Annotated in this window: 23 protein-coding genes; 6 read left to right on the forward strand and 17 right to left on the reverse strand. The window is 66.8% G+C overall.

What is annotated here, in order from left to right:
- The first annotated feature begins 1 nt into the window (after position 1).
- A complete protein-coding gene (locus tag IP93_RS07320) occupies positions 2–916 on the forward strand; it encodes a mechanosensitive ion channel family protein (RefSeq protein ID WP_144813859.1) in 915 nt (304 codons plus the stop codon).
- Positions 917–1,056: 140 nt separating this feature from the next.
- Here IP93_RS07320 and orn read toward each other — a convergent pair whose 3' ends face one another.
- Positions 1,057–1,623, reverse strand: a complete 567-nt coding sequence (orn, locus tag IP93_RS07325) for an oligoribonuclease (RefSeq protein WP_277874015.1) — start codon at positions 1,621–1,623, stop codon at positions 1,057–1,059.
- 68 nt (positions 1,624–1,691) lie between these two features.
- On the opposite strand from orn, the gene IP93_RS07330 reads away from it, so the two are divergent.
- A complete protein-coding gene (locus tag IP93_RS07330) occupies positions 1,692–2,147 on the forward strand; it encodes a DUF2721 domain-containing protein (protein ID WP_242006794.1) in 456 nt (151 codons plus the stop codon).
- Here the strand turns inward: IP93_RS07330 and tadA are convergent.
- The 13 genes from tadA to ndk form a co-directional block, all read right to left on the reverse strand.
- Positions 2,144–2,638 (reverse strand): tRNA adenosine(34) deaminase TadA, encoded by a 495-nt coding sequence (gene tadA, locus IP93_RS07335; protein ID WP_144813861.1) that lies wholly within the window; start codon positions 2,636–2,638, stop codon positions 2,144–2,146. The genes IP93_RS07330 and tadA overlap by 4 nt on opposite strands.
- A 65-nt stretch (positions 2,639–2,703) precedes the next feature.
- Positions 2,704–4,269, reverse strand: coding sequence for a phospholipase D family protein (locus IP93_RS07340; protein WP_144813864.1), 1,566 nt, complete (start codon positions 4,267–4,269; stop codon positions 2,704–2,706).
- A 35-nt stretch (positions 4,270–4,304) separates the two neighbouring features.
- Positions 4,305–5,870 (reverse strand): glutamine-hydrolyzing GMP synthase, encoded by a 1,566-nt coding sequence (gene guaA / locus IP93_RS07345; RefSeq protein WP_144813866.1) that lies wholly within the window; start codon positions 5,868–5,870, stop codon positions 4,305–4,307.
- A 96-nt stretch (positions 5,871–5,966) separates the two neighbouring features.
- Positions 5,967–7,424: an IMP dehydrogenase gene (guaB, locus tag IP93_RS07350; protein ID WP_144813868.1), complete on the reverse strand. Its 1,458-nt coding sequence runs from the start codon at positions 7,422–7,424 to the stop codon at positions 5,967–5,969.
- 410 nt (positions 7,425–7,834) lie between these two features.
- Complete coding sequence (gene folD / locus IP93_RS07355; protein ID WP_144813871.1) at positions 7,835–8,716, reverse strand: bifunctional methylenetetrahydrofolate dehydrogenase/methenyltetrahydrofolate cyclohydrolase FolD; 882 nt, start codon at positions 8,714–8,716, stop codon at positions 7,835–7,837.
- A 50-nt stretch (positions 8,717–8,766) separates the two neighbouring features.
- Entirely contained in the window at positions 8,767–9,894 is a 1,128-nt protein-coding gene (moeB, locus tag IP93_RS07360; protein WP_144813874.1) for a molybdopterin-synthase adenylyltransferase MoeB, read from the reverse strand.
- Positions 9,895–9,929: 35 nt separating this feature from the next.
- Positions 9,930–11,333 carry a ribosome biogenesis GTPase Der gene (der, locus tag IP93_RS07365; RefSeq protein ID WP_144813876.1) on the reverse strand — a complete coding sequence of 468 codons (1,404 nt, stop codon included), beginning with the start codon at positions 11,331–11,333 and terminating at the stop codon, positions 9,930–9,932.
- Positions 11,334–11,415: 82 nt separating this feature from the next.
- Positions 11,416–12,624, reverse strand: coding sequence for an outer membrane protein assembly factor BamB (gene bamB, locus IP93_RS07370; protein ID WP_144813878.1), 1,209 nt, complete (start codon positions 12,622–12,624; stop codon positions 11,416–11,418).
- Positions 12,624–13,250, reverse strand: coding sequence for a YfgM family protein (locus IP93_RS07375; RefSeq protein WP_144813880.1), 627 nt, complete (start codon positions 13,248–13,250; stop codon positions 12,624–12,626). The genes bamB and IP93_RS07375 overlap by 1 nt, the downstream gene beginning before the upstream one ends.
- Positions 13,251–13,310: 60 nt before the next feature.
- Complete coding sequence (locus tag IP93_RS07380; RefSeq protein WP_242006795.1) at positions 13,311–14,108, reverse strand: helix-turn-helix domain-containing protein; 798 nt, start codon at positions 14,106–14,108, stop codon at positions 13,311–13,313.
- Positions 14,109–14,125: 17 nt separating this feature from the next.
- Positions 14,126–14,956, reverse strand: coding sequence for a type IV pilus biogenesis/stability protein PilW (gene pilW / locus IP93_RS07385; RefSeq protein ID WP_144813886.1), 831 nt, complete (start codon positions 14,954–14,956; stop codon positions 14,126–14,128).
- Positions 14,946–16,112, reverse strand: coding sequence for a dual-specificity RNA methyltransferase RlmN (rlmN, locus tag IP93_RS07390; RefSeq protein WP_425480040.1), 1,167 nt, complete (start codon positions 16,110–16,112; stop codon positions 14,946–14,948). The genes pilW and rlmN overlap by 11 nt, the downstream gene beginning before the upstream one ends.
- A 166-nt stretch (positions 16,113–16,278) precedes the next feature.
- Complete coding sequence (ndk, locus tag IP93_RS07395; protein ID WP_144813890.1) at positions 16,279–16,704, reverse strand: nucleoside-diphosphate kinase; 426 nt, start codon at positions 16,702–16,704, stop codon at positions 16,279–16,281.
- Positions 16,705–16,917: 213 nt separating this feature from the next.
- On the opposite strand from ndk, the gene IP93_RS07400 reads away from it, so the two are divergent.
- The 3 genes from IP93_RS07400 (at position 16,918) to IP93_RS07410 (ending at position 21,243) form a co-directional block, all read left to right on the forward strand.
- Positions 16,918–17,538 (forward strand): TetR/AcrR family transcriptional regulator, encoded by a 621-nt coding sequence (locus IP93_RS07400; protein ID WP_144813892.1) that lies wholly within the window; start codon positions 16,918–16,920, stop codon positions 17,536–17,538.
- An 82-nt stretch (positions 17,539–17,620) separates the two neighbouring features.
- On the forward strand, positions 17,621–19,996 hold the full coding sequence (locus IP93_RS07405) for a 3-hydroxyacyl-CoA dehydrogenase/enoyl-CoA hydratase family protein (protein ID WP_144813895.1): 2,376 nt from the start codon (positions 17,621–17,623) through the stop codon (positions 19,994–19,996).
- Positions 19,997–20,034: 38 nt separating this feature from the next.
- Positions 20,035–21,243 carry an acetyl-CoA C-acyltransferase gene (locus IP93_RS07410; protein ID WP_144814210.1) on the forward strand — a complete coding sequence of 403 codons (1,209 nt, stop codon included), beginning with the start codon at positions 20,035–20,037 and terminating at the stop codon, positions 21,241–21,243.
- A gap of 58 nt (positions 21,244–21,301) precedes the next feature.
- Here IP93_RS07410 and IP93_RS07415 read toward each other — a convergent pair whose 3' ends face one another.
- Entirely contained in the window at positions 21,302–22,603 is a 1,302-nt protein-coding gene (locus tag IP93_RS07415; RefSeq protein ID WP_144813898.1) for an NAD(P)/FAD-dependent oxidoreductase, read from the reverse strand.
- 49 nt (positions 22,604–22,652) lie between these two features.
- Between IP93_RS07415 and IP93_RS07420 the strand changes: the two genes are divergently transcribed.
- Complete coding sequence (locus IP93_RS07420) at positions 22,653–23,081, forward strand: hypothetical protein (protein WP_144813901.1); 429 nt, start codon at positions 22,653–22,655, stop codon at positions 23,079–23,081.
- Between the two features lie 42 nt (positions 23,082–23,123).
- Here IP93_RS07420 and IP93_RS07425 read toward each other — a convergent pair whose 3' ends face one another.
- Both IP93_RS07425 and IP93_RS07430 read right to left on the reverse strand, forming a co-directional pair.
- A complete protein-coding gene (locus tag IP93_RS07425) occupies positions 23,124–25,037 on the reverse strand; it encodes a polysaccharide biosynthesis protein (RefSeq protein ID WP_144813902.1) in 1,914 nt (637 codons plus the stop codon).
- Positions 25,034–26,056, reverse strand: a complete 1,023-nt coding sequence (locus tag IP93_RS07430) for an MraY family glycosyltransferase (protein ID WP_144813905.1) — start codon at positions 26,054–26,056, stop codon at positions 25,034–25,036. Before IP93_RS07430 ends, IP93_RS07425 begins: the two co-directional genes overlap by 4 nt.
- Positions 26,057–26,059: the final 3 nt, after the last annotated feature.

Consider the following 26,059-nt stretch of genomic DNA (forward strand, 5'->3'; position numbering starts at 1 on the left):
GATGGCGTTGGAGGCTGAGGTACAGAAGTCGCTGCAGAAGCTGGAAGGCATCAACTTCCTGGCCGAGGCGGAGCGCTGGGGCCTGAAGCTGCTCGGTGCCGTGCTGATCCTGCTGTTCGGGGTCTGGCTGGTGCGCCACTTGACCAAGGTGCTGGATCGCGCTTTCGAGCGCGCCCACATGGAGGCCACCCTGCGTGGCTTCCTGCGCAACATCGCCTACGCGACGATGCTGGTGATCGTGGTGGTGGCGGCGCTGCAGTCGCTGGGCGTGCCCACCACGTCGGTGATGGCGGCACTGGGCGCGGCGGGCCTGGCCATTGGCCTGGCCCTGAAGGATTCGCTTTCGAACATCGCCTCGGGCGTGATGCTGATCGTGCAGCGCCCGTTCCACGTGGGCGACACGGTGCAGGCTGCGGGCATCGAGGGCACTGTCGAGCTTGTCCGCGTGTTCCAGACCCGGATGCGCACGGCCGACAACCGTAGCGTCATCATCCCCAACAGCCTGATCACCACCGCGCCGATCATCAACTTCACGGCCAACAGCAAGCGCCGCGTCGACATCAAGGTGGGAGTGGGCTACCAGGACGACCTGCGCGTGGCCCGCGAGATCCTGCTGGCGCTGGCCGACGAGCATCCCAAGGTGCTCCGCGAGCCCAAGGCCGAGGTGCTGGTATTGAACCTGTCGGAAAGCAGCGTGGACCTCGAACTGCGCGCATGGGTAGCCACCGACGACCTGGTCCGTGTACGCAGCGAACTGACCGAAGGCGTGCGCGATCGCCTCATTGGCAGGGGGCTGAACATCCCCTATCCGCAACGTGACCTGCACGTGTACCACCGCGATGCCGATGGACGCCCGCTGGCCGAGCTCCTGGCCCGCTCCGTGGTCGACGACGGCGACCTGCGCAACAAGCGCTGACCGGTCGTAATGCGGTCCATGGAGGCAATCGCCGCCCACGTGCCGTCCTTCCTTGACCAGGCTTCCCCACGCTCAGTTTCGACTGCAGCAAGCACGTCCAGTGTTTGCCGGTCAGACGTTGAACCCCAAATCCCGGGGATTCAATCCGCCTGTCCACCCAGCCGACCCATTGCCGCACGATAGTGGCGCAACTCCGCGATCGAGTCGTGGATGTCCGCCAGCGCGGTATGCTTGCCGGCCTTCTGCACCCCGTCCAGCACCGCCGGCGCCCAGCGACGCGCCAGCTCCTTGACCGTGCTGACGTCCAGATTGCGGTAATGGAAATACCGTTCCAGCCGCGGCATGCAGCGGTACAGGAAGCGCCGGTCCTGGCAGATGGAGTTGCCGCAGATGGGCGAGGCCTTGGCCGGCACCCACTGAGACAGGAAGGCCAGCGTTTGCGACTCCGCTTCCTCCATCGGAACCCCTTGCTCCACCACCCGCTGCCAGAGTCCCGACCTGGTGTGCTGGTTGCGGTTCCAGTCGTCCATGGCCTGTAGACGTTCGACCGGATGTGCGATGGCGAATTCCGGTCCTTCGGCCAACACGTCGAGGTTGCCGTCGGTCACCACCGTCGCGATCTCGATGATCGAATCGCGGTCGGTGTCCAGCCCCGTCATCTCCAGGTCGATCCAGATCAGGCGGTGTTCGTTGGGTGAAGTGGCCACGTGCACTCGCGATACGTGATGGGACGGCGCATGATATCGCACTGTCCTCCACAGCCACGGAACGCTCCTTGGACCTGTCTCTCCTGGGCGAGCACGCCATCCTGACCGCCATGCTGGCACCGGCCCTGCTGATGGCCGCGACCGGCTCGCTGTTGATCTCGGCCAATACCCGCCTGGCGCGTGTGGTGGACCGGCTGCGCGCGTTGATCAAGGAATGGAATGACGACGCCCCCGATCGCGATCAGCGTGACCGACAGATCCGTCGACACCGTGTTCGTGCGCATCTGGTCCTGCGCACGTGCCAGATGCTGTACCTGGCGCTGGGCTCGTTCGTGGGCACCAGCCTGGGGCTGGCGGCAGATACGTTGTTCAACTTCAACCTGGGCGTCGTACCCACCGCGCTGGCCGTCGTGGGCGTCCTGTGCCTGATGGTCGCCAGCATCATGATGTGGCGTGAGGTCAGCCTGGCGGTTTCAAGCTTCGACGACGAACTGGACCAGGAAATGGCCCGCCGCCGCAACTAAAGCAAGGGCCGCCCGCGTTTGGCCCTGAAGTAGTTGGTCAGGCGGCTGCCGGCTTCATCGGCCAGCACGCCACCGGTCACCGCCACGCGGTGGTTATGGCGCGGATCGGACAGCAGGTCGAACACGCTCCCCGCCGCTCCGGTCTTGGGATCGGCCGCGCCGTAGACCACGCGTGCGATGCGGGCGTGCACCATCGCCATCGCGCACATCGCGCAGGGCTCCAGGGTGATATACAGCGTCGCCCCGAGCAGGCGATGGTTGCCCAGCCGCTGTCCCGCCTGGCGCATCGCCACGATCTCGGCATGCGCCGTCGGGTCGTGCTCGGTGATGTTGCGGTTCCAGCCTTCGCCCAGCACTTCGCCATCGGCCGAGACCAGGACCGCACCGACGGGAATCTCGTCGTTCTCCTGCACCGCGCGCTCGGCCAACACGAGGGCGTGGCGCATCCAGTGTTCGTCCTGGCGCATGTCGGGGGCCATCTGAGGTGTCATGCGCGCAAGGTTACAGGGTGCGTGGCGAGTTGTCGGTCACGGCTCGACCGCCCGCGGCCGCAGGCCTACAGTTGCGACTCGATCGGCAGCCAGCCGATGACGCGGACCAGGGAACGCAACATCCAGCCTGTGTCGGGCTCGTTCTCCAGCACACTCGCTGGCACCGCCGACCGGTCCAGCCAGCGCAGACGTCCTTCGCCATCCAGGAACACCCAGTAGCTGAGCTCGGGACTCGTCAGCCGCAGGTACTCGTTGCGCAGGTCGATCGCCAGCGCTTCGTCCTCGAACAGCACCCCCATCTCCGTATTGAGGTCCACCGAGCGTGGGTCGAGGTTGAACGATCCGACGAATCCACGCTTGTCGTCCACCACGAACGCCTTGGTATGCAGGCTGGCCCCGCTGCTGCCGAACACGCCCGCCGACTGGGTGTGGCCACGCGCTTTCATTTCATGCAGGTGCACGCCGGAGCGCAGAAGGCGCTCGCGGTAGCGCGCGTAGCCGCTGTGCACCGCCGGGACGTCATTCGCGGCGAGCGAGTTGGTGGCGATCGATACCAGCGCGCCCCGGCCCACCAGTTGTCCGAATCCCTCGCTGGCCGTGTCGCCGGGGACGAAGTAAGGCGAGATCAGCAGCGCCTTCTCCCGGGCGGTACCGAGCATCGCGGTCAGGCGCCCGACCAGCCAGTCACTGCGGTCGTCGCTGCGCCACTTCAATGGCGGGTCCGAGACGATCTCCACGCGTTTGATCCAGTGCGGCGTGAGCCCGCGTGCATGGTAGGCACGCACCGTCTGGGACCGCTCCACGCGGTCAAGGTAAGGCTGCGCGGCAGCGGCGGTCGCATCGGTGTTGGCGGCTGCGACCATCGCATCCAGCTCCGACGACGACATCTGGTGCAATGCATCGAACGGCACCACGGCATCGCTGTTCCAGTAGTCGTCGAAGATCGTGCTGGCCTGGGCGACGGCAGGACCGAACAGCAACAGATCCAGGTCGCGAAAGTTCACTTCCGGGTCGGCGCTGAAGTATTCCTCCCCGATGTTGCGGCCACCCACGATGGCCACCCGGCCATCCGCGATCCATGCCTTGTTGTGCATGCGATGGTTGACGCTGAACACGCGTTGCACCATCTCGAGCAGGCGACCGATGCCCTCCCGGTTGCGGAACGGGTTGTACAGGCGCAATTCGATGTTCGGATGCGCATCCAGCGCCATCAGCGATGGATCGAGTCCCTCGGCATTCATGTCGTCCAGCAACATGCGCACGCGGACGCCACGTTCCGCCGCACGATAGGCCTCCCGCGCGAGAAGGCGGCCGGTCAGGTCGTCGTGCCAGATGTAGTACTGCAGGTCCAGGCTGCGCCCCGCCCTGCGCGCGGCGATCGCTCGTGCGGCGAAGGCGTCGAGCCCCTCTGCCAGCATCAAGACCCCGGTCTCACCCGGATGTGCGGCCAGCGTCGGCGCGAGCTCGCGATCGATCTCCGTCTGGCCTGCCTGCGGTTCGAGCGCACGGCTCGGCGCACCGGTTGCGCGCGGCGTGAGATGGTCGGCCAGCAGGACCCCACTGGCCACCAGCACCAACGCCAGCAACAGGCCGATCCAGAGCCAACGCGCCAACCGTCCCAGCACCATCATGTTCCGCTCCGTTGCGGCGCGCTAAGGCGGCCGGCCTACTCCCACTCGATCGTCGCCGGCGGCTTGCCGCTGATGTCGTAGACCACGCGCGACACGCCGCGCAGCTCGTTGATGATGCGGTTGGACACCGTACCCAGGAACTCGTACGGCAGGTGCGCCCAGTGCGCGGTCATGAAGTCGATGGTCTCCACCGCACGCAGCGCGATCACCCACTCATAGGCGCGCGCGTCACCCACCACGCCCACCGACTTGACCGGCAGGAACACCGCGAACGCCTGGCTGGTCTTGTCGTACAGGTCGGCCTTGCGCAGCTCGTCGATGAAGATGTGGTCGGCCTTGGCCAGCAGCTCGGCATACTCGCGCTTGACCTCGCCGAGGATGCGCACGCCCAGGCCCGGGCCCGGGAACGGGTGGCGATAGACCATCTCGCGCGGCAGGCCAAGCTCGACGCCCAGGCGCCGCACCTCGTCCTTGAACAGTTCGCGCAGCGGCTCCACCAGCTTGAGCTTCATGTCTTCCGGCAGGCCGCCCACGTTGTGGTGGCTCTTGATCACGTGCGCCTTGCCGGTCTTGCTGCCGGCCGACTCGATCACGTCCGGGTAGATCGTGCCCTGCGCGAGCCACTTGGCGTTGCTCAGCTTGGCCGACTCTTCGTCGAAGATCTCGATGAACAGGTTGCCGATGATCTTGCGCTTGGCTTCCGGGTCGCTGACGCCTTCCAGCGCCTTGAAATAGCGATCGGCGGCGTTGACGCGCACAACCTTGACGCCCATATGCTCGGCGAACATCGCCATCACCTGGTCGCCCTCGTTCCAGCGCAGCAGGCCGGTATCGACGAACACGCAGGTCAACTGCGTGCCGATGGCCTTGTGCAGCAGCGCCGCGACCACCGACGAGTCCACGCCACCCGACAGGCCGAGGATCACCTCGTCGCTGCCGACCTGCTCGCGCACGCGGGCGATCTGGTCCTCAATGATATTGGCGGCGGTCCACAGCGTCTTGCAGCCGCAGATGTCGGCCACGAAACGGCGCAGCAGCGCGCCGCCCTGCTTGGTGTGGGTCACTTCCGGGTGGAACTGCACGCCGTACCAGCGCTTGTCCTCGTTCGCCATCGCCGCGACCGGGATACGGTCGGTGGTGGCGGTGATCGCCCAGCCCGGCGGCGCCTTCGACACGTGATCGCCGTGACTCATCCACACGTCGATGCGCGGCTCGCCGTCGTGGTCGCTCAGGCCGCCCAGCAGTGCGTCTTGCGCCACCAGCTGCACCTCGGCGTGGCCGAACTCTCGCTGGTCGGCAGCCTCGGTGGCGCCACCCAGCTGCGCGGCCAGGGTCTGCATGCCGTAACAGATGCCCAGGATCGGAAGGCCGCTGTCGAACACCTGCTGTGGCGCCGTCGGCGCGCCCGGCAGCGTGGTCGATTCCGGACCGCCCGACAGGATGATGCCCTTGGCGCCGAACTTCGCGATGTCCTCGGGGTCGTGGTCCCACGCCCAGATCTCGCAGTACACGCCGATCTCGCGGATGCGGCGGGCGATCAGCTGGGTGTACTGCGCGCCGAAGTCGAGAATGAGGATCTTGTCGCTGTGGATATCGGTCATGGGGCCGTGTCTTTCGGAAGCGGGCGGCGCGAGCCGCAAATTCGGATTGCCTGAAACGAAGAAGGGAAACGCTGGCGTCTCCCTTCTTCGGCTGCCTCAGCTGGAGCGGTAATTCGGCGGCTCTTTGGTGATCTGCACGTCGTGGACGTGGCTCTCGCGCGAACCGGCGTTGGTCACCCGCACGAAGTTCGGCTTCTTGCGCATGTCCTCGATGGTCGGGCAGCCCACGTAGCCCATCGTGGCCCGTAGGCCACCGGCTAGCTGGTGCACCACGCCACCCAGCGAACCGCGGTACGGCACGCGGCCTTCGATGCCTTCCGGCACCAGCTTGTCGGCGTCTGAGGCATCCTGGAAGTAGCGGTCCTTGGAGCCCATCTCCATCGCGCCCAGCGAGCCCATGCCGCGGTAGCTCTTGTAGCTGCGGCCCTGGAACAGTTCGATTTCGCCCGGGCTCTCCTCGGTGCCGGCGAACAGGCCGCCGATCATCACGGTCGAGGCACCGGCGACGATCGCCTTGCCGATATCGCCCGAGTAGCGGATGCCGCCATCGGCGATCAGCGGGATGCGGTCCTGCAGCGCTTCGGCCACCATCGAGATCGCGGTGATCTGCGGCACGCCCACGCCAGCGACGATGCGCGTGGTGCAGATCGAGCCGGGACCCACGCCCACCTTCACCGCGTCCGCGCCGTGCTCCATCAGGGCAAGCGCGGCATCGCCGGTGACGATGTTGCCGCCGATGACCTGCAACTGCGGGAAATGCTTCTTGACCCACTTCACGCGGTCCAGCACGCCCTGGCTGTGGCCGTGCGCGGTGTCGACCACCACCACGTCCACGCCAGCGGCGGCCAGCGCCTCGATGCGCGCTTCGGTGTCACCACCCACTCCAACCGCGGCGCCGACCAGCAGGCGTTCGCTGCTGTCGTAGGCGGCATTGGGGTTGTCCTGCTTCTTCTGGATGTCCTTGACGGTGATCAGGCCCTTGAGCTCGAAGCCGTCGTTGACCACCAGCACCTTCTCGATGCGGTGCTTGTGCAGCAGGTCCAGCACCTCCTCGTCCGACGCGCCTTCGCGCACCGTCACCAGGCGGTCCTTCTTGGTCATGATGTGGCGGACCGGATCGTCCAGCTTCTTCTCGAAGCGCATGTCGCGGCTGGTGACGATGCCGACCAGCTGGCCGCCGTCCACCACCGGAACGCCGGAGATGTTGCGGGCGCGGGTGAGCTTCAGCACCTCGGCGATGGTGGTCTCGGGGCCGACGGTGAACGGCTCCTTGATCACGCCGGCCTCGAACTTCTTGACCGATGCCACCTGCGCGGCCTGCGCCTGCAGGCTCATGTTCTTGTGCAGGATGCTGATGCCGCCCAGCTGGGCCATGGCGATGGCCAGGCGTGCCTCGGAGACGGTGTCCATGGCCGCCGAGACGATCGGCAGGCGGATGGTCAGGTCGCGGGTAAGGCGGGTGGCGAGGGAAACGTCCTTGGGCAGGACGGTCGAATGCGCCGGGACGAGGGAGACGTCGTCGAAGGTGAGCGCTTCAGCCTGGATACGCAGCATGGCGGGGTCCGGGGAGGATGAAGCGCGTCATTGTAACTTTTTTTGGTTGGTTGTGGGGCGGGTTGCGGGGTAGTCCGGGCAGTCGCTCCACGTGATTCGCTTGGTGCCCGGACTACCCCGCAACCCGTTCCAAACCTTGATGGGGCTTGGGGGAGAAGCAGGAGCAGCACGGCGATCAAGGCAACTGGTGCATTGATGGAATGCTGTGTTGTCCGTCATTCGGGCCTCTCAACCGGGGAGGGCCGACATGCCCGCGGCCCGCCCGTGCACTACTGGCACGCGTCCGCTGCTCTTGCACCCCCAGTTCTGGAGCCTCAGCACGCTTTACGTCTCAACCGATGAGCGCTTCGCCGATCTGCTAGCGACAAGGCCGCAATACCTACGCAAGGCCGCAGTTGGGCACTTGCGGGTTACTGTGCCGGGTCGAGGGCCTCGGCGGCTTCCAGGGTGTTCTGCATCAGGGTGGCCACGGTCATCGGGCCCACACCGCCGGGAACCGGGGTGATCCAGCTGGCGCGCTGTGCGGCGGCATCGAAGCCGACGTCACCCACCAGGCGGCCGTCGTCGAGGCGGTTGATGCCCACGTCAATGACCACGGCGCCGGGTTTCACCCACTCGCCCGGGATCAGGCCGGGACGGCCGACGGCCACCACGAGGATGTCGGCACCACGTACGGCGGCTTCCAGCACTTCGGGTGGGGTGAACTTGTGGCAGCTGGTGGTGGTGCAGCCGGCGATCAGCAGTTCCAGCGCCATCGGACGGCCCACGTGGTTGGATACGCCGACGATGGTGGCGCTCTGCCCGCGCACGGGCTTGTCGGTGTAGGCCAGCAGCGTGGTGATGCCGCGCGGGGTGCACGGACGCAGGCCGAACTGGCGCAGCGCCAGGTGGCCGACGTTTTCCGGGTGGAAGCCGTCCACGTCCTTGCGCGGGTCGATGCGGTGGATCAGCTGGGTCGCGTCGCGGCGGTCGGGCAGCGGTAACTGCACCAGAATGCCGTGCACCTCGGGGTTGGCGTTGAGACGGTCGATCAGCGCCAGCAGTTCCTCGTCGCTGGTATCGGCCGGCAGGTCGAAGTCGATGGCGCGGATGCCCACCTTCTCGGCGGCTCGGCGCTTGTTGCGCACGTATACCGCTGACGCAGGATCGTTGCCCACCAGCACCACCGCCAGGCCCGGCCGTGCCTTGCCGGCGGCCACGCGCGCATCCACCCTCGCCTTGAGGTTCTCCAGCAGGTCGTCGGCGATGCGCTTGCCGTCAATGATGCGGGCGGGGGCTTGGGAAGCCGTCATGCGTAGGTCCAGGAACAGGTGCGGCCGCGCATTATCGCATCCCGCCCCGGTCAGTGCGCCGAGCAGAAGGCCTGGTAATCGATATACCCCGGGAATGGCAGGCCGGGGCGGCAGACCGGGCAATCCGGATCCGGGGTCAGGCGCGTCTCGCGAAAGCGCATCGCCAGCGCGTCGAAATGCAGCAGCCTTCCTGCCAATGGTTCGCCAATGCCGAGCAGCAGCTTCAACACCTCGGTGGCCTGCAGCATGCCGATCACGCCCGGCAGCACACCCAATACGCCGGCTTCGGCGCAGTTGGGCGCGGCTTCCGGCGGCGGCGGCTCGGGGAACAGGCAGCGGTAGCACGGTGCCACGCCACGCTGGCGGCCTGCATCGAACACGCTCACCTGCCCTTCGAAACGGTGCACGGCGCCGTAAACCAGCGGCTTGCCGAGTTTGATGCAGGCGTCGTTGAGCAGGTAGCGCACCGGGAAGTTGTCGCCGCCATCGAGCACCACGTCGGCGTCGGCGATGAGCGCCTCCACGTTGCCGCTGGTGATGCGCTCGGGCAACACCTCAACGGAAATGCTCGGGTTCAGTGCCGTCAGCGCCACCCGCGCGGATTCGACCTTGGGCACCCCTACCCGCGCCTCGGTATGCAGGATCTGTCGCTGCAGGTTGCTGCGGTCGACCACGTCGTCATCGGCGAGCCTCAGGTGGCCGACACCCGCGGCGGCAAGGTAGAACGCCGCGGGCGAGCCAAGGCCGCCTGCCCCGACTACCGCCACCCGTGCGGCCTGCAGTTTGCGTTGCCCGGCCTCGCCCACCTCCGGCAGCCGCAGGTGGCGTGAGTAACGATCGTAGAAGTCGAGGTCGCCCTCGGGCACGGTGACCGGCAGTCCCTCCGCCATCCAGCGCGCAGTGCCACCTTCGACCGACGCCACGCGGCGATAGCCCGCGGCCACCAGCACTTCGGCACAGCGCATGGATCGACTGCCCGCCTGGCAGATCAGGATGACCTCGGCCATCCTGTCCGGTAGCAGCGCCTGCGGGTCGGCTTCGACGATGCCGCGGGCGGTGCACAGGGCATCGGTCGCGTGCCCGGTGGCATGTTCGTGGGACTCGCGGACATCCACCAGCAGGACGCCGCGCTGCTGCCGCTGCAGGGCCTCGGCGGGAGTGATGGTTTCGACGCTCATGGCGGCATTATCCGCCATTGCGCCCCACCCTGCGCTTACTTGCCGCGACGCTTCACGTGCCGGATCAAGCGCCGCTTCTTCGCGACCTGGCGTTCCGTCAGCACGTTCTTCTTGCCTTCGTACGGGTTGGTGCCTTCCTTGAACACGAACCGCACCGGGGTGCCCACCAGCTTGAAGCGCTTGCGGAAGAAGTTCTCCAGGTAGCGCTTGTACGAATCGCTGAGCGTGCGCAGGCGGGTGCCGTGCACGACGAACGTCGGTGGGTTGGTGCCCGCGGGATGGCAGAAGCGCAGCTTGGCCACGTGCCCGCGCACCACCGGTGGCGGGTTGCTTTCGTAGGCGATTTCCATCGCCTTGGTGACTTCGCTGGTGCCGAATTCGCGCGTGGCCGACGCGTGGGCCCGATGGATGGCCGCGAACAGTTCGCGCAGGCCCGAGCCGTGCTTGGCACTGATGCGCACCGCCTCGGCCCATTCCACGAACGCCAGCTTGCGGACCAGCAGCGCCTCGGCCTGCTGGCGCTGGTAGTCGGTCTGGCCATCCCACTTGTTGACCGCCACGACCAGGGCGCGGCCGGCGTCCAGCGCATAGCCCAGCACGCTGGCGTCCTGGTCGGTCACGCCCTCGCCCGCGTCCAGCATCACCACGGCCACCTGGCACTGTTCGATGGCCTGCAGGGTCTTGACGATGGAGAACTTCTCCACCGCCTCCTCCACCTTGGACTTGCGGCGCAGGCCTGCGGTGTCGATCAGGCGGTACAGGCGGCCGTCGCGCTCCATGTCGATGGCCACCGAGTCGCGGGTGGTGCCCGGCACGTCGGAGGCGATCATCCGCTCCTCGCCCAGCAGCCGGTTCACCAGCGTGGACTTGCCCACGTTGGGGCGGCCGATGAACGCAACGCGGATGCGGTTGGGGTCCTCGTCGAGGGCTTCCGCGGTGCCTTCTTCCGGCAGCTTCGCCAGCACCCGGTCGATCAGGGTATCGATACCCTGCCGGTGCGCGGACGAAGTGGCATGCACCTCGCCGATGCCATAGCGGGCAAATTCGCCGATGGCGGCCTGGACATCCAGACCGTCGGTCTTGTTGACGACCAGCAGCGTCGGACGGGCCGACTTGCGCAGCCAGGCCAGGATCTCGTCGTCCAGCGCCGAGGCGCCTTCACGCCCGTCGACCACGAACAACACCAGGTCCGCCTCTTCCGCGGCCGCACGGGCCTGGCGGGTGGTGGCGCCTGCCAGTCCTTCGCCCTCGCCGGCGATACCGCCGGTGTCGACCACCATGAACGGACGCTGGCCCTCCGGCCTGCACACGCCGTAGTGCCGGTCGCGCGTGACGCCCGGCTGGTCGTGCACAAGCGCGTCCCGGCTGCGGGTCAGCGCATTGAACAGCGTGGATTTTCCGACGTTGGGACGACCAACGAGCGCGACGAGCGGAAGCATCGAAACCTACCCGGTGAAAAACGAAACGACCCCGGTCCCATGGGGGCCGGGGCTTGAGGCCGGAGCGATGCCCGGCGGACCCTTACTGGGCGAGACGGAACGCGGTCAGTTTGCCGTCCACGTTCTGCGCGACGAGGATACCGTCAACCACCACCGGGGCGGCACGCAGGGCATCGCCGCCTGCCCGGACGCGGGCGGCGAACTCGCCGTTGTCCAGGCTCAGCCAATGCAGGTAGCCATCGTAGTCGCCCACCACGGCATAGTTGCCCTGCACCGCCGGGGCGGTGAGGCTGCGGCGGGCCAGCCCGGCCTGCTGCCAAAGGGCGCTGCCGCCGGACTTGTCGAGGGCGTAGACGGTGCCATTGGGCGACGAGACCACCAGCCGGTCCGGACCATTGCCCAGCGCGCCGGCACCGCCGTGGTTGCTGGCCCACAGCGGCCGGCCGCTCGGCCCATCAATGGCGATGGTCTGCTGCTTGTAGCTGGTGGCATAGACCGTGGTGCCGTCCAGAAGCGGCGAGCCGTCCACGTCGGCCATGCGGTCCAACTCCGTACGGCCTTCCTGCTCGGCCACGGTCTGCTCCCACATCGGCCGGCCATCGCTTACGGCCAGCGTCGCGATCGTGCCGTCGTCATTGCCCACGAACACCACGCCCGGCCCCAGGGTAGGCGCATCGTTGCCCCGTACGGTCAGGGTGGGCAGGTCGCGGCTCCAGAACCAGCGACGCTCGCCGCTGGCGGTATCGAAGGCGCTGACCCGGCCGTCGTTGGAGCGGATGAACACCAGTCCCTGGCCGACTGCAGGCGGCGCCACCACTTCGGACGGGACCTTGGCCTGCCACTTCTCGGCGCCGGTCGCGGCATCGAGGGCGATGACCTCGCCATCGATCCCGCCGACCACCACCAGGCCGTCACCCGCGCCTGGCCCACCGGTCAGTTTGCTGTCGGATTCGTATTTCCATACCAGCTGCCCGGTCTGCAGGTCGAACGCCCGCACGCCACCCTCAACAGCGGCCGCATATACGCGTCCATCCGCCACGGAAGGACGTTGCGCCACGCCAATGCGACCTTCGCCCTTTCCGGCGTTTGCCGACCAGAGCTTGACCACCTCGACAGTCGGGCTGAACTTCACGAGTTCGACCGGTTCGTTGGGCTTTTCGTCACCCTTCTTGCCGCCAAACCAGCCCTTCACGGTGGAGCAACCGGCCAGCGCCGCAACACAGGCCAGCGCCAACGAAACGCGTACGACGGTCGAGGCGCTGGAATGGCCCGGACGGGTATTCGACTTCATCAGGACTTGGCCTCGCTGGAGTTGGGGGCGCCACCGACTTCGGAAAGCTTGAGTTCAAGCAGCCCGCGCTGGGGCGAGCCGACGGCCAACCTGGTGAGGGCCTGGCCATAGGCCTCGCGGGCCTTCTCGTGCTGGCCCAAGGCCAGGTGCGCGTCGCCACGCACTTCAAGCGCGCCTGGCGCGTCCAGCGATGCAACCAGCTTCAGCGCCTCGTCGGCCTTGCCCTTACCGATCAGCAGCCGCGCCAGACGCTCGTTGACGACCTGGGCCAGGGCGGCATCCGTGGTCCTGGCGGCGCGGAGGGTGGCGATGGCAGCATCCACCTGCTTGGCCTCCACCTGCGACTTGGCCAGTTCCAGCGAGGCCAGCACCGCATAGGTGCCGTCCAGCGCCTTCACCTTGGCGGGGGCCTGCGCATTGCCTGCCTTGGCGGCATCCACGGCGACCTGGTAGGCGTCCGCCTGTTGCGCCTTCTGCTGGGCCTGGTGGTTCTCCCACCACTTCCATCCGCCGATCGCCGCAAGCCCGAGGGCGATACCGCCAATCAGTGCGCCGCTGTTGCGGCGAAGCCATTCGCGGACGCGTTCACTCTGTTCGTGTTCGTCAAGAAGCTCGTCGATCGCCATGCTGTCTCGCCCCGCCGGATGGCTGGGGCCCAAGTGGTATTGAATGACCCGCGACGCGGGTCAGTCGACCACAGGCGCGGGGGAACCGTCAGAGGATAGCGTAAAGCGCGCCACGTTCGCTCGGCTGAACGTCGCCAGATCCACGGGTTTGCCCGCGTGCAGCACCTGCGCCGCCGACGAGTTGCCCACGACCACGCGCCCGACCTGTCCGGCCTCGAAGCTGCGGCGCTCGCCGGATTTCAGGTTTCCCTTCTCCAGCGTACGACCGTCGGTGGCGTACACCTCCAGCCAGCTGTCACCGCTGAATACGAGCTCCAAGGCCGGCACGGTGGCGGGTGCCGCAGGGGTGATGGGCGCCATCGAGGCCATCACCGGGGTGCGCTGCACGGGAGCGGCCTTCGCCTTCTGGCCGACGGCCGGCGGTGTGGCCACGGCAAAGTCGTCCAGTGACTCGATGGTTCCGTTCGTGCGCCCGCCCAGGTGCGAACGCGACGCGAAGATGATCGGGGCGGCAATGACGACCGTAAGCGCGATGTACACCGCGCGGCGTCCAGCCTGTTCGGCCAGGCGGCGCAGCGGTGGTGTGTGCGAATGGCTCACCAGCGGTGGCAGCGCGGAGGCAGTGGCCTGCGATGGTTGCAACTGCGGTCCGAGGTCGACATCCAGCAGGCGGGCGTAGCTGCGAAGCTGGCCGCGAATGAAGACCGGGGCACCCAACGTATCCCAGTCCTCCGCCTCGATGGCGTGGATCACCCGCACCGGCATCCTGCTGCGGCTGGAGACCGCTTCGATCGAGAGTCCGGCGGCTTCCCGTGCCCGCCTCAGTTGTTCGCCACAACCAGTGAAAACATCAGCCACGACATGCCCCGACTGTTTCATCGCCTGTTGCCATCCCCTGAAACGGAGTCCGGCAAGGCCGGAAACTCCACCCTTATCCGCTGAACGTACTTGGCCGCCGCGGCCTTGTCGCCCAGTTTTTCCTCAATCTGTGACGCAAGCTCCAAGGCCCTGCGGTCCGCTGGCCCCGCGGCGAGCCGCCGCTCGGAGAACGCGCGGGCCTCGAAAGCGCGCCCTGCGAGGAACTCCTGTTCCGCCATGGCCCCAAGCGCTGCAACGTTGGCGGGGTCCAGCTCCAATGCCCGCCGCAGCATCGCTTCGGACCGGTCGGCCATTCCAGCCTGCCCGGCGCAGAGCCCTGCATTGGCCAACGCGGCTCCCGGCGTCGCATACCCTGGCGCCATGGCGGCACGTTCGAACAGGGGCATTGCATCCCCTGCCCGACCCGCGCCACACAGCCATGCAGCGTAGTTGTTCAACATGACACCATTGTTGGGCGCCAGTTCGAAGGCCTGGCGATAATGCTCCCCCGCCTTGGCGCCTTGGTTACGCCCGTCGGCCACCAGTGCAAGAAGCGTGTGCGCCGCGGCCGACCGCGAATCGATACGGACCGCCTTGCGGGCGGAATCCTCGGCGGCCTCCAGGTCACCGCCAAGCAGGGACTGCTGGCCGCGCTGGACCAGGGCCGTTGCGTCCGGCCCCTGTCGGCGCAGCTCGATCTCGGGCGCCGTGCGCTCGAAGTCACGACGGCGCGGATCCGGCTTCACGAAGTCCAGCCGGCTGCATCCCGCCAACATCAGGGCCACGGCCACCAGGACGACGCCCGTCCGGGCGGGGCCGATGGCCTGGCGAGGCCGCTCATGCGGCATCGCCAACTCCTTGTGCCTGCAGCTGCTTGCGGAACTCCGCCTGGCGCCGGGTGCGATCCATGACCTGCCCTTTCAGCTGGCCGCAGGCGGCATCGATGTCATCGCCGCGGGTGCGACGCACCGGTGCGATCAGGCCGGCCTCGTTGAGCAGCTTCTGGAACGCGCGGATTGCCGCCTCATCCGGCCGCTCGAAACGCGTGCCGGGATACGGGTTGAATGGGATCAGGTTGACCTTGGCCGCATCCTTCATCTGCACCGCGTTGTCGAACTGGCGCATCAGGCGGGCCAGCGCGCGGGCATGCTGCGGCTGGTCGTTGACCCCCTTCATCAGGGTGTACTCGAACGTAACGGATGACTTCTTGCCGCGCGCATAGCGCACGCAGGCGTCCATCAGCTGGTCCAGCGGGTACTTCTTGTTGAGCGGCACCAGTTCGGTGCGCAGTTCGTCGAACGGTGCGTGCAGCGACACCGCCAGCGACACGTCGCTCTCCACCGCGAGGCGGTCGATCATCGGCACCATGCCGGCGGTCGAAAGCGTCACGCGCTTGTTGGCCAAGCCGTAGCCCAGGTCGTCGCGCATGATGCTCATGGCGCGCACGACGTTGTCGAAGTTGGCCAGCGGCTCGCCCATGCCCATCATCACCACGTTGGTGAGCTTGCGCTGCTGGTGCGGCACGTTGCCGAGGTGGCGCGCCGCCACCCACACCTGGCCGATGATCTCGGCGGTGGTCAGGTTGCGGTTGAAGCCCTGGGTGGCGGTGGAGCAGAACTGGCAGTTGAGCGCGCAGCCCACCTGCGACGACACGCAGAGCGTGCCGCGGCCCTTGTCGGGAATGTAGACCGTCTCGATGGCGTTCTTCGGGTCCATGCCGAGCAGCCACTTGTGGGTGCCGTCGGTGGAGGCCTTGTCGAACACCACCTGCGGCACGCGCACTTCGGCATGCGCCTCGAGCTTGGCGCGCAGCGCCTTGCCCAGGTCGGTCATGTCGGCGAAGTCGGTGACGTAACGGTGGTGGATCCACTTCATCACCTGGTGCGCGCGGAACTTCTTCTCGCCCAGCGTTTCCTCGAAGAAGCGCTCAAGCGAGGCGCGGTCCATGTCGAAGAGATTGCGCTTGCCGCCCACGGGCACGGCGGCGGCATCGTCCTTCTTCAATCCAGTGACGATGTTGCCCGTCACGTCCACTTCCACCGGCGCACCCGCCTGTGCAGCCGGTGCGATGGGGGCATCGGCAAGCGTGAGGTCGATGGTGGCGCGCGGGGTGTTCATGTCGGTTCCTGCAAGGTTGGCCGACGGGCGAACCCGCCGGCCAACCGGTCAATCAACGGGCGTAGACGTCGGTGGCCGGGAAGAAGTACGCGATCTCGATCGCGGCGTTCTCCACGCTGTCCGAACCATGCACGGCGTTGGCGTCGATGCTGTCGGCGAAGTCGGCGCGGATGGTGCCTGCGGCGGCTTCCTTCGGGTTGGTGGCGCCCATCAGGTCGCGGTTCTTCTGCATGGCGTTCTCGCCCTGCAGCACCTGGATCATCACCGGGCCGGAGATCATGAACTCGACCAGCGCGTTGAAGAACGGACGTTCGCGGTGCACCGCGTAGAAGCCTTCGGCCTCGGCGCGCGAGAGCTGCTTCATCTTCGAGGCCACGACCTTCAGGCCGGCTTTCTCGAAGCGGGAGTAAATTTCACCAATGACGTTCTTGGCAACGGCATCGGGCTTGATGATGGACAGGGTGCGCTCCAGCGCCATGGGAACTCTCCGGGTAGGCGGGCTGCTGAACCTGTAAAGGGTTCGCGCCCGAGGATAACAGAAAAACCCGCGACAAATCGCGGGTTTAGCCAATGCGGCTGAGGTAATTCTAACGGATCGCGCCGGCATTTTGCAGCCAACTTGCACGTTTCCATTGACGGGCCTGTCCACACGGGTCTAGCATCAAACAAGCGTTTGATTCAGGATATTTGCATGGCCACCTCCGCCCACTTCTCCACCAAGGACCGGATCCTCGGCGCTGCCGAGGAGCTCTTCGCCCAATTCGGGTTCACGGGTACGTCGCTCCGCCAGGTGACCAGCCTGGCCGACGTCAACATCGCCGCGGTCAACTACCACTTCGGCAGCAAGGAAAACCTCGTCAACGAGGTGTTCCGTCGGCGCATGGACGAGATGAGCGCCAACCGGATCGGCGCGCTCAAGGCAGCACTGGAGCAGCACCCTGGCCAACTCGAACCCATCCTGGCGGCGTTCGTGGAGCCCGCGCTGGCCATGGCCCAGGACCGCCACGGTGGCGGCGCGTTCGTCCGCGTCGTCGCCCGGGCGTATGCCGAGAAAAACGACAACCTGCGCAAGTTCCTGTCCGACCATTACGGTCACGTGCTGCGTGAGTTCGCCAAGGCCATTGCCACAGCGGTCCCCGAGCTGAGCAAGGAAGAGTTGTACTGGCGCCTGGACTTCCTGGCCGGTGCACTGACCTACGCCATGGCGGATTTCGGCCTGATCAAGCGTCCGTCAGGAGTGTCCGAAGCCGCTCATCGCGAACGCGCCGCCCGCGAACTGATCCGGTTCAGCGCTGCGGGTTTCAAGAGCTGAGTCCCCGGCCCGGCCCCCATCACACAATCCACCCCACCAATTCATTCATTGAATTGCGTTTTATTTCAAGGAGTTGCAAGTAATGTCTAACAAACTACTTGTACGCCGCGCCGCCGTCCTCGGTGCCGGTGTGATGGGCGCCCAGATCGCCGCCCACCTCACCAATGCCGGCGTCGACACGGTGCTGTTCGACCTGCCGGCGAAGGAAGGCGACCCCAACGGGGTGGTCACCAAGGCCATCGCCAACCTGGCCAGGCTCAGCCCTGCCCCGCTCGCCGACAAGGCGCTGGCCGAACGCATCGTGCCGGCCAACTATGAGACCGGGCTGGAGCTGCTCAAGGGCTGCGACCTGATCATCGAGGCCATCGCCGAACGGATGGACTGGAAGCAGGACCTGTACCGGAAGATCGCGCCGTTCGTGCCGGCGCACACGGTGCTGGCGTCCAACACGTCGGGCCTGGGCATCAACAAGCTGGCCGAGGTGCTGCCGGAAGAACTGCGTCACCGCTTCTGCGGCGTGCACTTCTTCAACCCGCCGCGCTACATGCACCTGGCCGAGCTGATCCCGGCGCGCACCACCGACGCGTCGGTGCTGGAGAACCTCGAGACCTTCCTGACCACCACGCTGGGCAAGGGCGTGGTGATCGCCAAGGACACCCCGAACTTCATCGGCAACCGCATCGGCGTGTTCTCGATGCTGGCCGCCATGCACCACACCGAACAGCTGGGCCTGGGCTTCGACACGGTCGATGCGCTGACCGGCCCGGCCATCGGCCGCCCGAAGTCCGCCACCTACCGCACCGCGGACGTGGTCGGCCTGGACACCATGGCCCACGTCATCAAGACGATGGCCGACACCCTCCCCGAGGACCCGTGGCACCGCTATTTCCAGGCGCCGAAGTGGCTGCTGGCTCTGATCGAAAAGGGTGCGCTGGGCCAGAAGAACGGCGCGGGCGTGTACACCAAGCGCGGCAAGGACATCCTGGTGCTGGACCTGGAGGCGCAGGACTACCGCGCCCAGGCCGGCGAGCTGGATGCCGACGTCGCCGCCCTGCTCAAGGAGCGCGACCCGGCGAAGAAGTTCGCCGCGCTGCGCGCCAGCGAGCACCCGCAGGCCAAATTCCTGTGGGCGTGCTTCCGCGACACGTTCCACTACAGCGCCTTCCACCTGGAGTCCATCGCCGACACCGCGCGTGACGTCGACTTCGCCATGCGTTGGGGCTACGGCTGGTCCATGGGGCCGTTCGAGAGCTGGCAGGCCGCCGGCTGGAAGCAGGTCGCCGACTGGATTGCCGAGGACATCGTCAAGGGCGTGGCCATGAGCAATGCGCCGCTGCCCAACTGGGTGTTCGACGGCCGCGAGGGCGTGCATGGCACGGCCGGCAGCTTCAGCCCGGGCCGCAACACGATGATGCCGCGCTCGTCCAATCCCGTGTACCAGCGCCAGCGCTTCCCGGATGCGCTGCTGGGCGAGAAGTTCTCGCAGGGCGTCACCGTGTTCGAGAACGACGGCATCCGCATGTGGGCCGATGACGGCGACGACATCGCCGTCGTCAGCTTCAAGACCAAGATGCACACGGTTTCCGACCAGGTGCTGGATGGGCTGCAACAGGCCGTCGCCATCGCAGAACAGAAGTTCAAGGGCCTGGTGATCTGGCAACCGAAGGAGCCGTTCTCCGCCGGTGCGGACCTCGCCGGTGCGCTGGGCGCGTTGCAGGCCGGCAAGCTGGCCGAGTTCGAGGCGATGGTCGCCAACTTCCAGAAGACCAGCCAGGCCATCAAGTACGCACAGGTGCCGGTGGTGGCCGCGGTGCGCGGCCTGGCGCTGGGCGGCGGCTGCGAGTTCCAGATGCATTCGGCGCGCAGCGTGCTTGCGCTGGAGAGCTACATCGGACTGGTCGAAGCGGGCGTGGGCCTGCTGCCGGCCGGCGGCGGCCTGAAGGAGTTCGCGGTGCGCGCCTCCGAGAAGGCCGGCCCGAACGGTGACGTGTTCGCCGAGCTCAAGACCGCGTTCGAGAGCGTGGCGATGGGCAAGGTGTCGGCTTCGGCCTTCGAAGCGCGCAACCTGAAGCTGGCCCGCGACAGCGACGTGGTGGTATTCCACGCCCATGAGCTGCTGTACGTGGCCAAACAGCAGGCACGTGCGCTGGCCGAGTCCGGCTACCGTCCGCCCCTGCCCGCCCGCGCGATCCGCGTGGCCGGCGACGTCGGCATCGCGACCTTCAAGATGCTGCTGGTGAACATGCTGGAAGGCCGCTTCATCTCGCCGCACGACTACGAGATCGCCACCCGCATCGCCACCGTGGTCTGTGGCGGCGAGGTGGACCGCGGCGCGGTGGTCGACGAGGAATGGCTGCTCAAGCTCGAGCGCGAGCATTTCGTGGCCCTCGCGCAGATGCCCAAGACCCAGGAGCGCATCGCCCACATGCTCAAGACCGGCAAGCCGCTGCGCAACTGAGCGACGACACAGGACACACAGACATGACCAAGCCAGTTCTGAACAAGCAAGTCCAAGAAGCGTATATCGTCGCCGCCACCCGTACCCCGGTGGGCAAGGCCCCGCGCGGCGTGTTCCGCAACACCCGTCCTGACGAGATGCTCGCCCATGTGCTCAAGTCGGTGGTCGCGCAGGCGCCGGGCATCGACGTCAACCGCATCGACGATGCCATCATCGGCTGCGCCATGCCCGAGGGCGAGCAAGGCATGAACGTGGCGCGCATCGGCGCGCTGCTGGCCGGCCTGCCCAACACCATGGCCGCGCAGACCATCAATCGCTTCTGCTCCTCCGGCCTGCAGGCGGTGGCGATGGCGGCCGACCAGATCCGCCTGGGCCACGCCGACCTGATGCTGGCCGGCGGCACCGAGTCGATGTCGATGGTGCCAATGATGGGCAACAAGGTCGCGCTCAGTCCGCAGGTGTTCGCCAAGGATGAGAACGTGGCGATCGCCTACGGCATGGGCATCACCGCCGAGAAGGTCGCCGAGGAATGGAAGGTCTCTCGCGAGGACCAGGACGCGTTCGCCCTCGCCTCGCACCAGAAGGCCATCGCCGCGATCCAGGCCGGTGAGTTCAAGAGCGAGATCAGCCCGTACGAAGTGATCTCGCGCATTCCGGACCTGGCCGGCAACGCCATCCGCGTGAGGAAGTCGCTGGTGGAACTGGATGAAGGCCCGCGTGCGGATTCGTCGGCCGAAGGCCTGGCCAAGCTCAAGCCGGTGTTCCGCAATGGCATGTTCGGCGGCTCGGTGACGGCCGGCAACAGCTCACAGATGAGTGACGGCGCCGGTGCGGTGCTGCTGGCGTCAGAACAGGCCATCAAGGATTACGGCCTGACCCCATTGGCGCGCTTTGTCAGCTTCTCGGTGGCTGGCGTGCGCCCGGAAGTGATGGGTATTGGCCCGATCGCCGCGATCCCCAAGGCCTTGAAGCAGGCGGGCCTCACGCAGGATCAACTGGACTGGATCGAACTCAACGAGGCGTTTGCCGCGCAGGCGCTCGCTGTGATCCGCGACTGTGGCCTGGACCCCTCCAAGGTCAATCCGCTTGGCGGTGCCATCGCGCTGGGCCACCCGCTGGGTGCGACCGGCGCCGTCCGCACCGCCACCATCGTGCACGGCCTGCGCCGCCGCCAGCAGAAGTACGGCATGGTGACGATGTGCATCGGCACCGGCATGGGCGCGGCAGGCATCTTCGAGTCACTCTGACCGCAGATCCTTGGCCTCGTAGTCCCGGAGACGGCGCCCCTGTGGCGCCGTTTTCGTGTCAGGCACCTGCAGCACGCTCGCGCCAGTCCTTCCATCCGTCGCGGGCCTCCGCCCACCAGTAGCTCAACTGCGCGCCCAGGAACCCCGCGGGTTTCAACGCCGATACCAGCCCATAGTCCGAGAACGCCTTCCAGCGAGTGTCTCCTTCCGCAATGGCGGATGCCACGACTTCCCCGGCATACGTCGTTGGAGCGACACCATGGCCACCAAACGCCTGGGCCAGCCACAACCCCGGGGCGACTTCGCCGATCTGCGGCATCTGGTGCCGCGCGTAGCTCATCAGTCCCGACCAGGCATGGTCGACCCGGATGCCCTCCAGTTGCGGGAATACCTTGAGCAGGTCGCGGCGCAGCAGGCGTTCCACCGCTGTCGCCGAGCGGTCAAGGATCGAGATCCGGCCACCCCACAACAGGCGGGTGTCGGGTAACGGCCGGTAATAGTCGAATGCGAACCGGGTGTCGTATACGGCAGCATTGGTGGTCAGGACGTCACGCATCCGGTTGCCCAACGGTTCCGTCACCATGACGTAGGTCGCGATGGGTAGCACGCCTGCATCCACGCGGCGCACCAGGCCCGCGAGATAGCCTCCGCACGCCAACACGACCTGTTTGGCCCTGACCGCGCCTGCGACCGTCTCAATCCTCCAGCCTGCGCCATCGGCGGACAGCGCGATAGCTGGCGATGCCTCATGCACCCGGCCACCCTGTCGCTGGATGGCGTCCGCCAGCCCCAATGCGTACTTCAGTGGGTGGAAATGGAAGGCGTCCGGCTCGAACAACCCGTCGTGGTACCGCTCGGTATGGACCAGTTGCCGCATCGCGTCCTGGGACACCCACTCCCACTTCGCATCAAAGGTCTCCGCCAGCAACCGTTGCCGATGCCGTAACACGTCCGGGTCGCGGAACCAGTTGGCCCAGATCACGCCGGCCTCGCAGGCGTCGCAGTCGATGGCATGGCGCCCGACGCGCTCACGTATCTTCGCGACGCCCTGCATCGTGCCTGCGTAAAGCGAATGCGCCCGTGCCGGCCCCAGGTCGCGAAGCAACGCATCCTCACCGCGGGAAAATCCACCGAACACGAATCCGCCGTTGCGTCCCGAGGCACCGTGCCCCACCTCATGCGCTTCCAGCAGCAGGACGTCGCGCCTTCCGCGCTCCAGCAGGCCAAGCGCCGTATTCAAGCCTGCGAAACCCCCTCCAATGACGCAGACATCAACATCGGCTGGACCGCTGAAGGGAGCAAACCGTCCCGGAATCCGGTTGACGGTTGCGTCGTAATAGCTGACCGATGGTATGGACATGGTGATCCCGAACGGATCAGATGGTGACAGGTGATTGTGGGGAAGGCTGATGGAAATACACCAGGCGGACAAGGAGTATCGCAGGCGCAGCATCTGGACGTTGCTGGGCGTGCTGGCCCTGATGGGGGTGCTGCTGTGGCAGCTCAACACGTGGTTGCAGGGACTTGATGGCCGGCTATCGGGCGCGGACCCGGCCACGACCAAGCAGTGGCTGAAGGCCTTGCTGGCGATGCTCGGCTTTGCGCTGGCCCTTCCCGCGGCCGCACTGGGCGCGTCGCTATACCGGCTGGGCCGTGCGTCACGACTACAGGGGCGCTTCCCGCCACGCGAGTTCAAGACGTGGCGCGATGTCCGCGTGTTGAGGGATGGCCCCGCGCTGCGTTGGGCACGGCGCGTTGAGCTGTCCAGCACCGCGGCGTTCGCGCTGGCCGGCCTGCTGGGCGGCTGGGCGCTCTGGGTGTTGTGGTACTTCCGCTGACGCCAGGTGAATGGCGGCGGCCCGGTGCCGCCACGCGCGCCGTCAGGCCCGGCCGCTACGCCCCGGGAACGGAATCACCGTCGACGCGCCGCCCGTGATGTCAAAGCTCGGCGCCATGGGCGTGAACTCCGGAACCGCGGCCCGCAGCAGCTCGCCCAGCATGGGATTGTCGTAATCGCGGCTTGCCTTACGCAGGTCGGCGAGCGCTTTTCGCACCTGGGCGACGGGTACGTCACGCGGCTCCGCCAGCAGGATCTTGGGGTGCGACGTGGCACGGTAGCGCTCGTCGGCATGGAATAGCGTCTCGTGCAGCTTCTCGCCAGGTCGCAGGCCGGTGTACATGATGGCGATGTCGCGCCCCGGCTGCTTTCCCGCCAGGCGGATCATCTGTTCGGCCAGCACGCGAATGGCCACGGGTTCGCCCATGTCCAGGGTGTAGATGGCTTCGTGGCTACCCATCGCCGACGCCTGCAGGATCAACAGGCAGGCTTCCGGGATGGTCATGAAGTAGCGGGTCACATCCGGGTCGGTGACCGTGATCGGACCACCGCGCCTGATCTGTTCGCGGAACAACGGCACCACGCTGCCTGCCGAATCCAGCACGTTGCCGAAACGCACCGTCACGCAACGCGTCGGCTTGCCGTGGGCCAGTGCCAGCGCGGTCATTTCCGCCAGCCGCTTGGTCGCACCCAGCACGTTGACGGGATCGACGGCCTTGTCGGTGGAGATGAGCACGAAGGTGCTCACGCCCGCCTCGACACTGGCCGCGGCCACGGTCTCGGTGGTCAACACGTTGTTGCGGACGGCCTCGCGCATCTGGCCTTCCAGCAAGGGCACCTGCTTGTACGCGGCGGCATGGAACACCGTGTCGGGGCGGACAAGTTCCATGGCATGGCGCATGACCGCGGGGTCACCACAATCCCCGAGCACCGGAATCAACTCGACATCGGGGAAATCACGGCGCAATGCGGCATGTACGGTGACCAGCGCAAGCTCGTTGATCTCGACCAATGCCAGGCGGCGCGATCCGTGCCGGACGCTTTGGCGGCACAGCTCGGAGCCGATCGAGCCGCCTGCACCGGTGACCAGCACGGAACGTCCACCCAGCCACTCGCGGATGGCTCGCCAGTCCGGCACTACCGGCTGGCGACCCAACAGATCCTCGATGGCGACTTCCTTCAGCTGGCCAGGCAGCGAACGCCCCTCCAGCACGTCGTGAAGGTTGGGGACCATCCGGAACGGGATTCCGCTTTTTTCGCAGGCCGCCACCACGCGCTGCACCGTCGAGGCATCGGCTGAAGGGATGGCGATCACCAGGAGTCGCGCCGCGGTCTCGCGGGCGATGCGGACCACTTCGTCCAACCGTCCCAGCACCGGAACCCCGTGGACCAGCGTTCCGCGCAGGCGCGCGGCATCGTCAAGGAAACCGACGGGGTGGTAATGGCCCGAGCGGCGCAGGTCGCGCACCAGGGCTTCGCCCGCCTGTCCCGCCCCCAGGATCAGGGTCCGTACGGCATCCTGGCGCAGGGCGCGCTCGCTGCTGTGGTCCTTCCAACTCCTGAAGAGGATCCTGGGCGTGCCCAGCATGCCGGTCAGCGCCAACGGATAAAGCAGAAGCGCGGCACGGGAGATCAGTTCGCCACGGTTGTACAGGAACAGGGTGACGCCGATCGCCACCAGGCCGAGCATGGATGCCTTGACGATATTGACCAGGTCGGGAAGGCTGGCGAAGCGCCACAAGCCGCGATAAAGCCCCACCTGCCAGAAGACCAGGCCCTGCGCCAACAGGACCAGCGTGATCTCGGTGGACCAGAGCGGCATCAACAGCGGCTCGGCCATCGTGGCGTAGCGCAGCCGGTGCAATACCTGCCAGACCACCCAGACCATGGCCAGATCGTGCGCAACCACCGCCAGTCGCGGTGCCCATCCAGCCCAACGATCACGCCATGCGCTCATGCGCCGTTCCCGCTCCTGACGACCGATTGATGTACCCGGGCCCACCGCTGCAGCAGGAACCACAGAACCGCGCCAAGGGTATACCAGCTGGCGACCGTGGCAAGAACGAAAATGTCTGAGTGTGACCAGGCCGTCAGTGCAACCGCGCACGCGAGCAGGGTCCACGCGAGGAAACCCATTGTCACCTTCCCATGTCCCACCACGCGCGCAGCCCCCTGGTAGGCATGCAGGACATGGGGAGTCCACCACCGTTCACCGCGCAGGATGCGGCCAGCCAGTGTCAAGGTCGCGTCAACGAGGAAAGCCGACAATGGCAGGGCCAGCAACCACACCGAGGCACGCGCTGGCGTGGTTTCCAGGCCGCGGGCGACCGCTACCGCGATCAGGCACCCCAAGGCGAAGCCGATCGCGCCGCTGCCGACGTCGCCCATGAACACCTGTGCCCGGGGAAAGTTGAATGGCACGAACGCCCACGTCGCCGCCGCGATGGCCAACGCCAGCACCATCCAGAGACCCGGCAGGGCCAGTGACAGGAACGCCGCCACCACCACCGCCTGTGTGGCCGCGATGCCATTGATCCCGTCCATGAAGTTCCAGACATTGGCCAGCACCACCGGCGCCACGAACGCCAGCAGGGCCAATCCCATGTGCCGGGTTTCGATCCACAGCGCCCCCGCGAACACGCCGGCCGCCAGGACCTGCATCAACAGTCGCACCGAGGCTGGCAGCGGGCGGTGGTCGTCCGCCCAACCAATGGCCGCGACCAGACCGAATCCAGCCAGGAATGCCAGGACCAGGCCGGACTGCCCACCGACGTGGCCCCATTGGCTCATCAACTGGCCAATGCCAACCACGAGCGCTGCCACCACGATGGCCACGCCCCCACCACGGGGCGTAGGCACCTGGTGGCTTCGCCGCTCACCGGGCTGGTCCAGCATCGCGCGCGCTTGCGCGTAGCGGATGGCCAACGCGGTACCGATCGTCCCGATCAGCCATGCCGCCATGACGGCGTAAAGCACGGC

It is taken from the genome of Aerolutibacter ruishenii (assembly GCF_007830115.1).
Taxonomy (GTDB): domain Bacteria; phylum Pseudomonadota; class Gammaproteobacteria; order Xanthomonadales; family Xanthomonadaceae; genus Aerolutibacter; species Aerolutibacter ruishenii.

Bases quoted from the DNA above. Each gene is read 5' to 3' on its own strand.
- IP93_RS07320 (WP_144813859.1), top strand. From the start codon at position 2: ATGGCGTTGGAGGCTGAGGTACAGAAGTCGCTGCAGAAGCTGGAAGGC.
- tadA (WP_144813861.1), bottom strand. From the start codon at position 2,638: ATGACACCTCAGATGGCCCCCGACATGCGCCAGGACGAACACTGGATG.
- IP93_RS07340 (WP_144813864.1), bottom strand. From the start codon at position 4,269: ATGATGGTGCTGGGACGGTTGGCGCGTTGGCTCTGGATCGGCCTGTTG.
- guaA (WP_144813866.1), bottom strand. From the start codon at position 5,870: ATGACCGATATCCACAGCGACAAGATCCTCATTCTCGACTTCGGCGCG.
- guaB (WP_144813868.1), bottom strand. From the start codon at position 7,424: ATGCTGCGTATCCAGGCTGAAGCGCTCACCTTCGACGACGTCTCCCTC.
- folD (WP_144813871.1), bottom strand. From the start codon at position 8,716: ATGACGGCTTCCCAAGCCCCCGCCCGCATCATTGACGGCAAGCGCATC.
- moeB (WP_144813874.1), bottom strand. From the start codon at position 9,894: ATGAGCGTCGAAACCATCACTCCCGCCGAGGCCCTGCAGCGGCAGCAG.
- der (WP_144813876.1), bottom strand. From the start codon at position 11,333: ATGCTTCCGCTCGTCGCGCTCGTTGGTCGTCCCAACGTCGGAAAATCC.
- bamB (WP_144813878.1), bottom strand. From the start codon at position 12,624: ATGAAGTCGAATACCCGTCCGGGCCATTCCAGCGCCTCGACCGTCGTA.
- IP93_RS07375 (WP_144813880.1), bottom strand. From the start codon at position 13,250: ATGGCGATCGACGAGCTTCTTGACGAACACGAACAGAGTGAACGCGTC.
- pilW (WP_144813886.1), bottom strand. From the start codon at position 14,956: ATGCCGCATGAGCGGCCTCGCCAGGCCATCGGCCCCGCCCGGACGGGC.
- ndk (WP_144813890.1), bottom strand. From the start codon at position 16,704: ATGGCGCTGGAGCGCACCCTGTCCATCATCAAGCCCGATGCCGTTGCC.
- IP93_RS07400 (WP_144813892.1), top strand. From the start codon at position 16,918: ATGGCCACCTCCGCCCACTTCTCCACCAAGGACCGGATCCTCGGCGCT.
- IP93_RS07405 (WP_144813895.1), top strand. From the start codon at position 17,621: ATGTCTAACAAACTACTTGTACGCCGCGCCGCCGTCCTCGGTGCCGGT.
- IP93_RS07415 (WP_144813898.1), bottom strand. From the start codon at position 22,603: ATGTCCATACCATCGGTCAGCTATTACGACGCAACCGTCAACCGGATT.
- IP93_RS07420 (WP_144813901.1), top strand. From the start codon at position 22,653: ATGGAAATACACCAGGCGGACAAGGAGTATCGCAGGCGCAGCATCTGG.
- IP93_RS07425 (WP_144813902.1), bottom strand. From the start codon at position 25,037: ATGAGCGCATGGCGTGATCGTTGGGCTGGATGGGCACCGCGACTGGCG.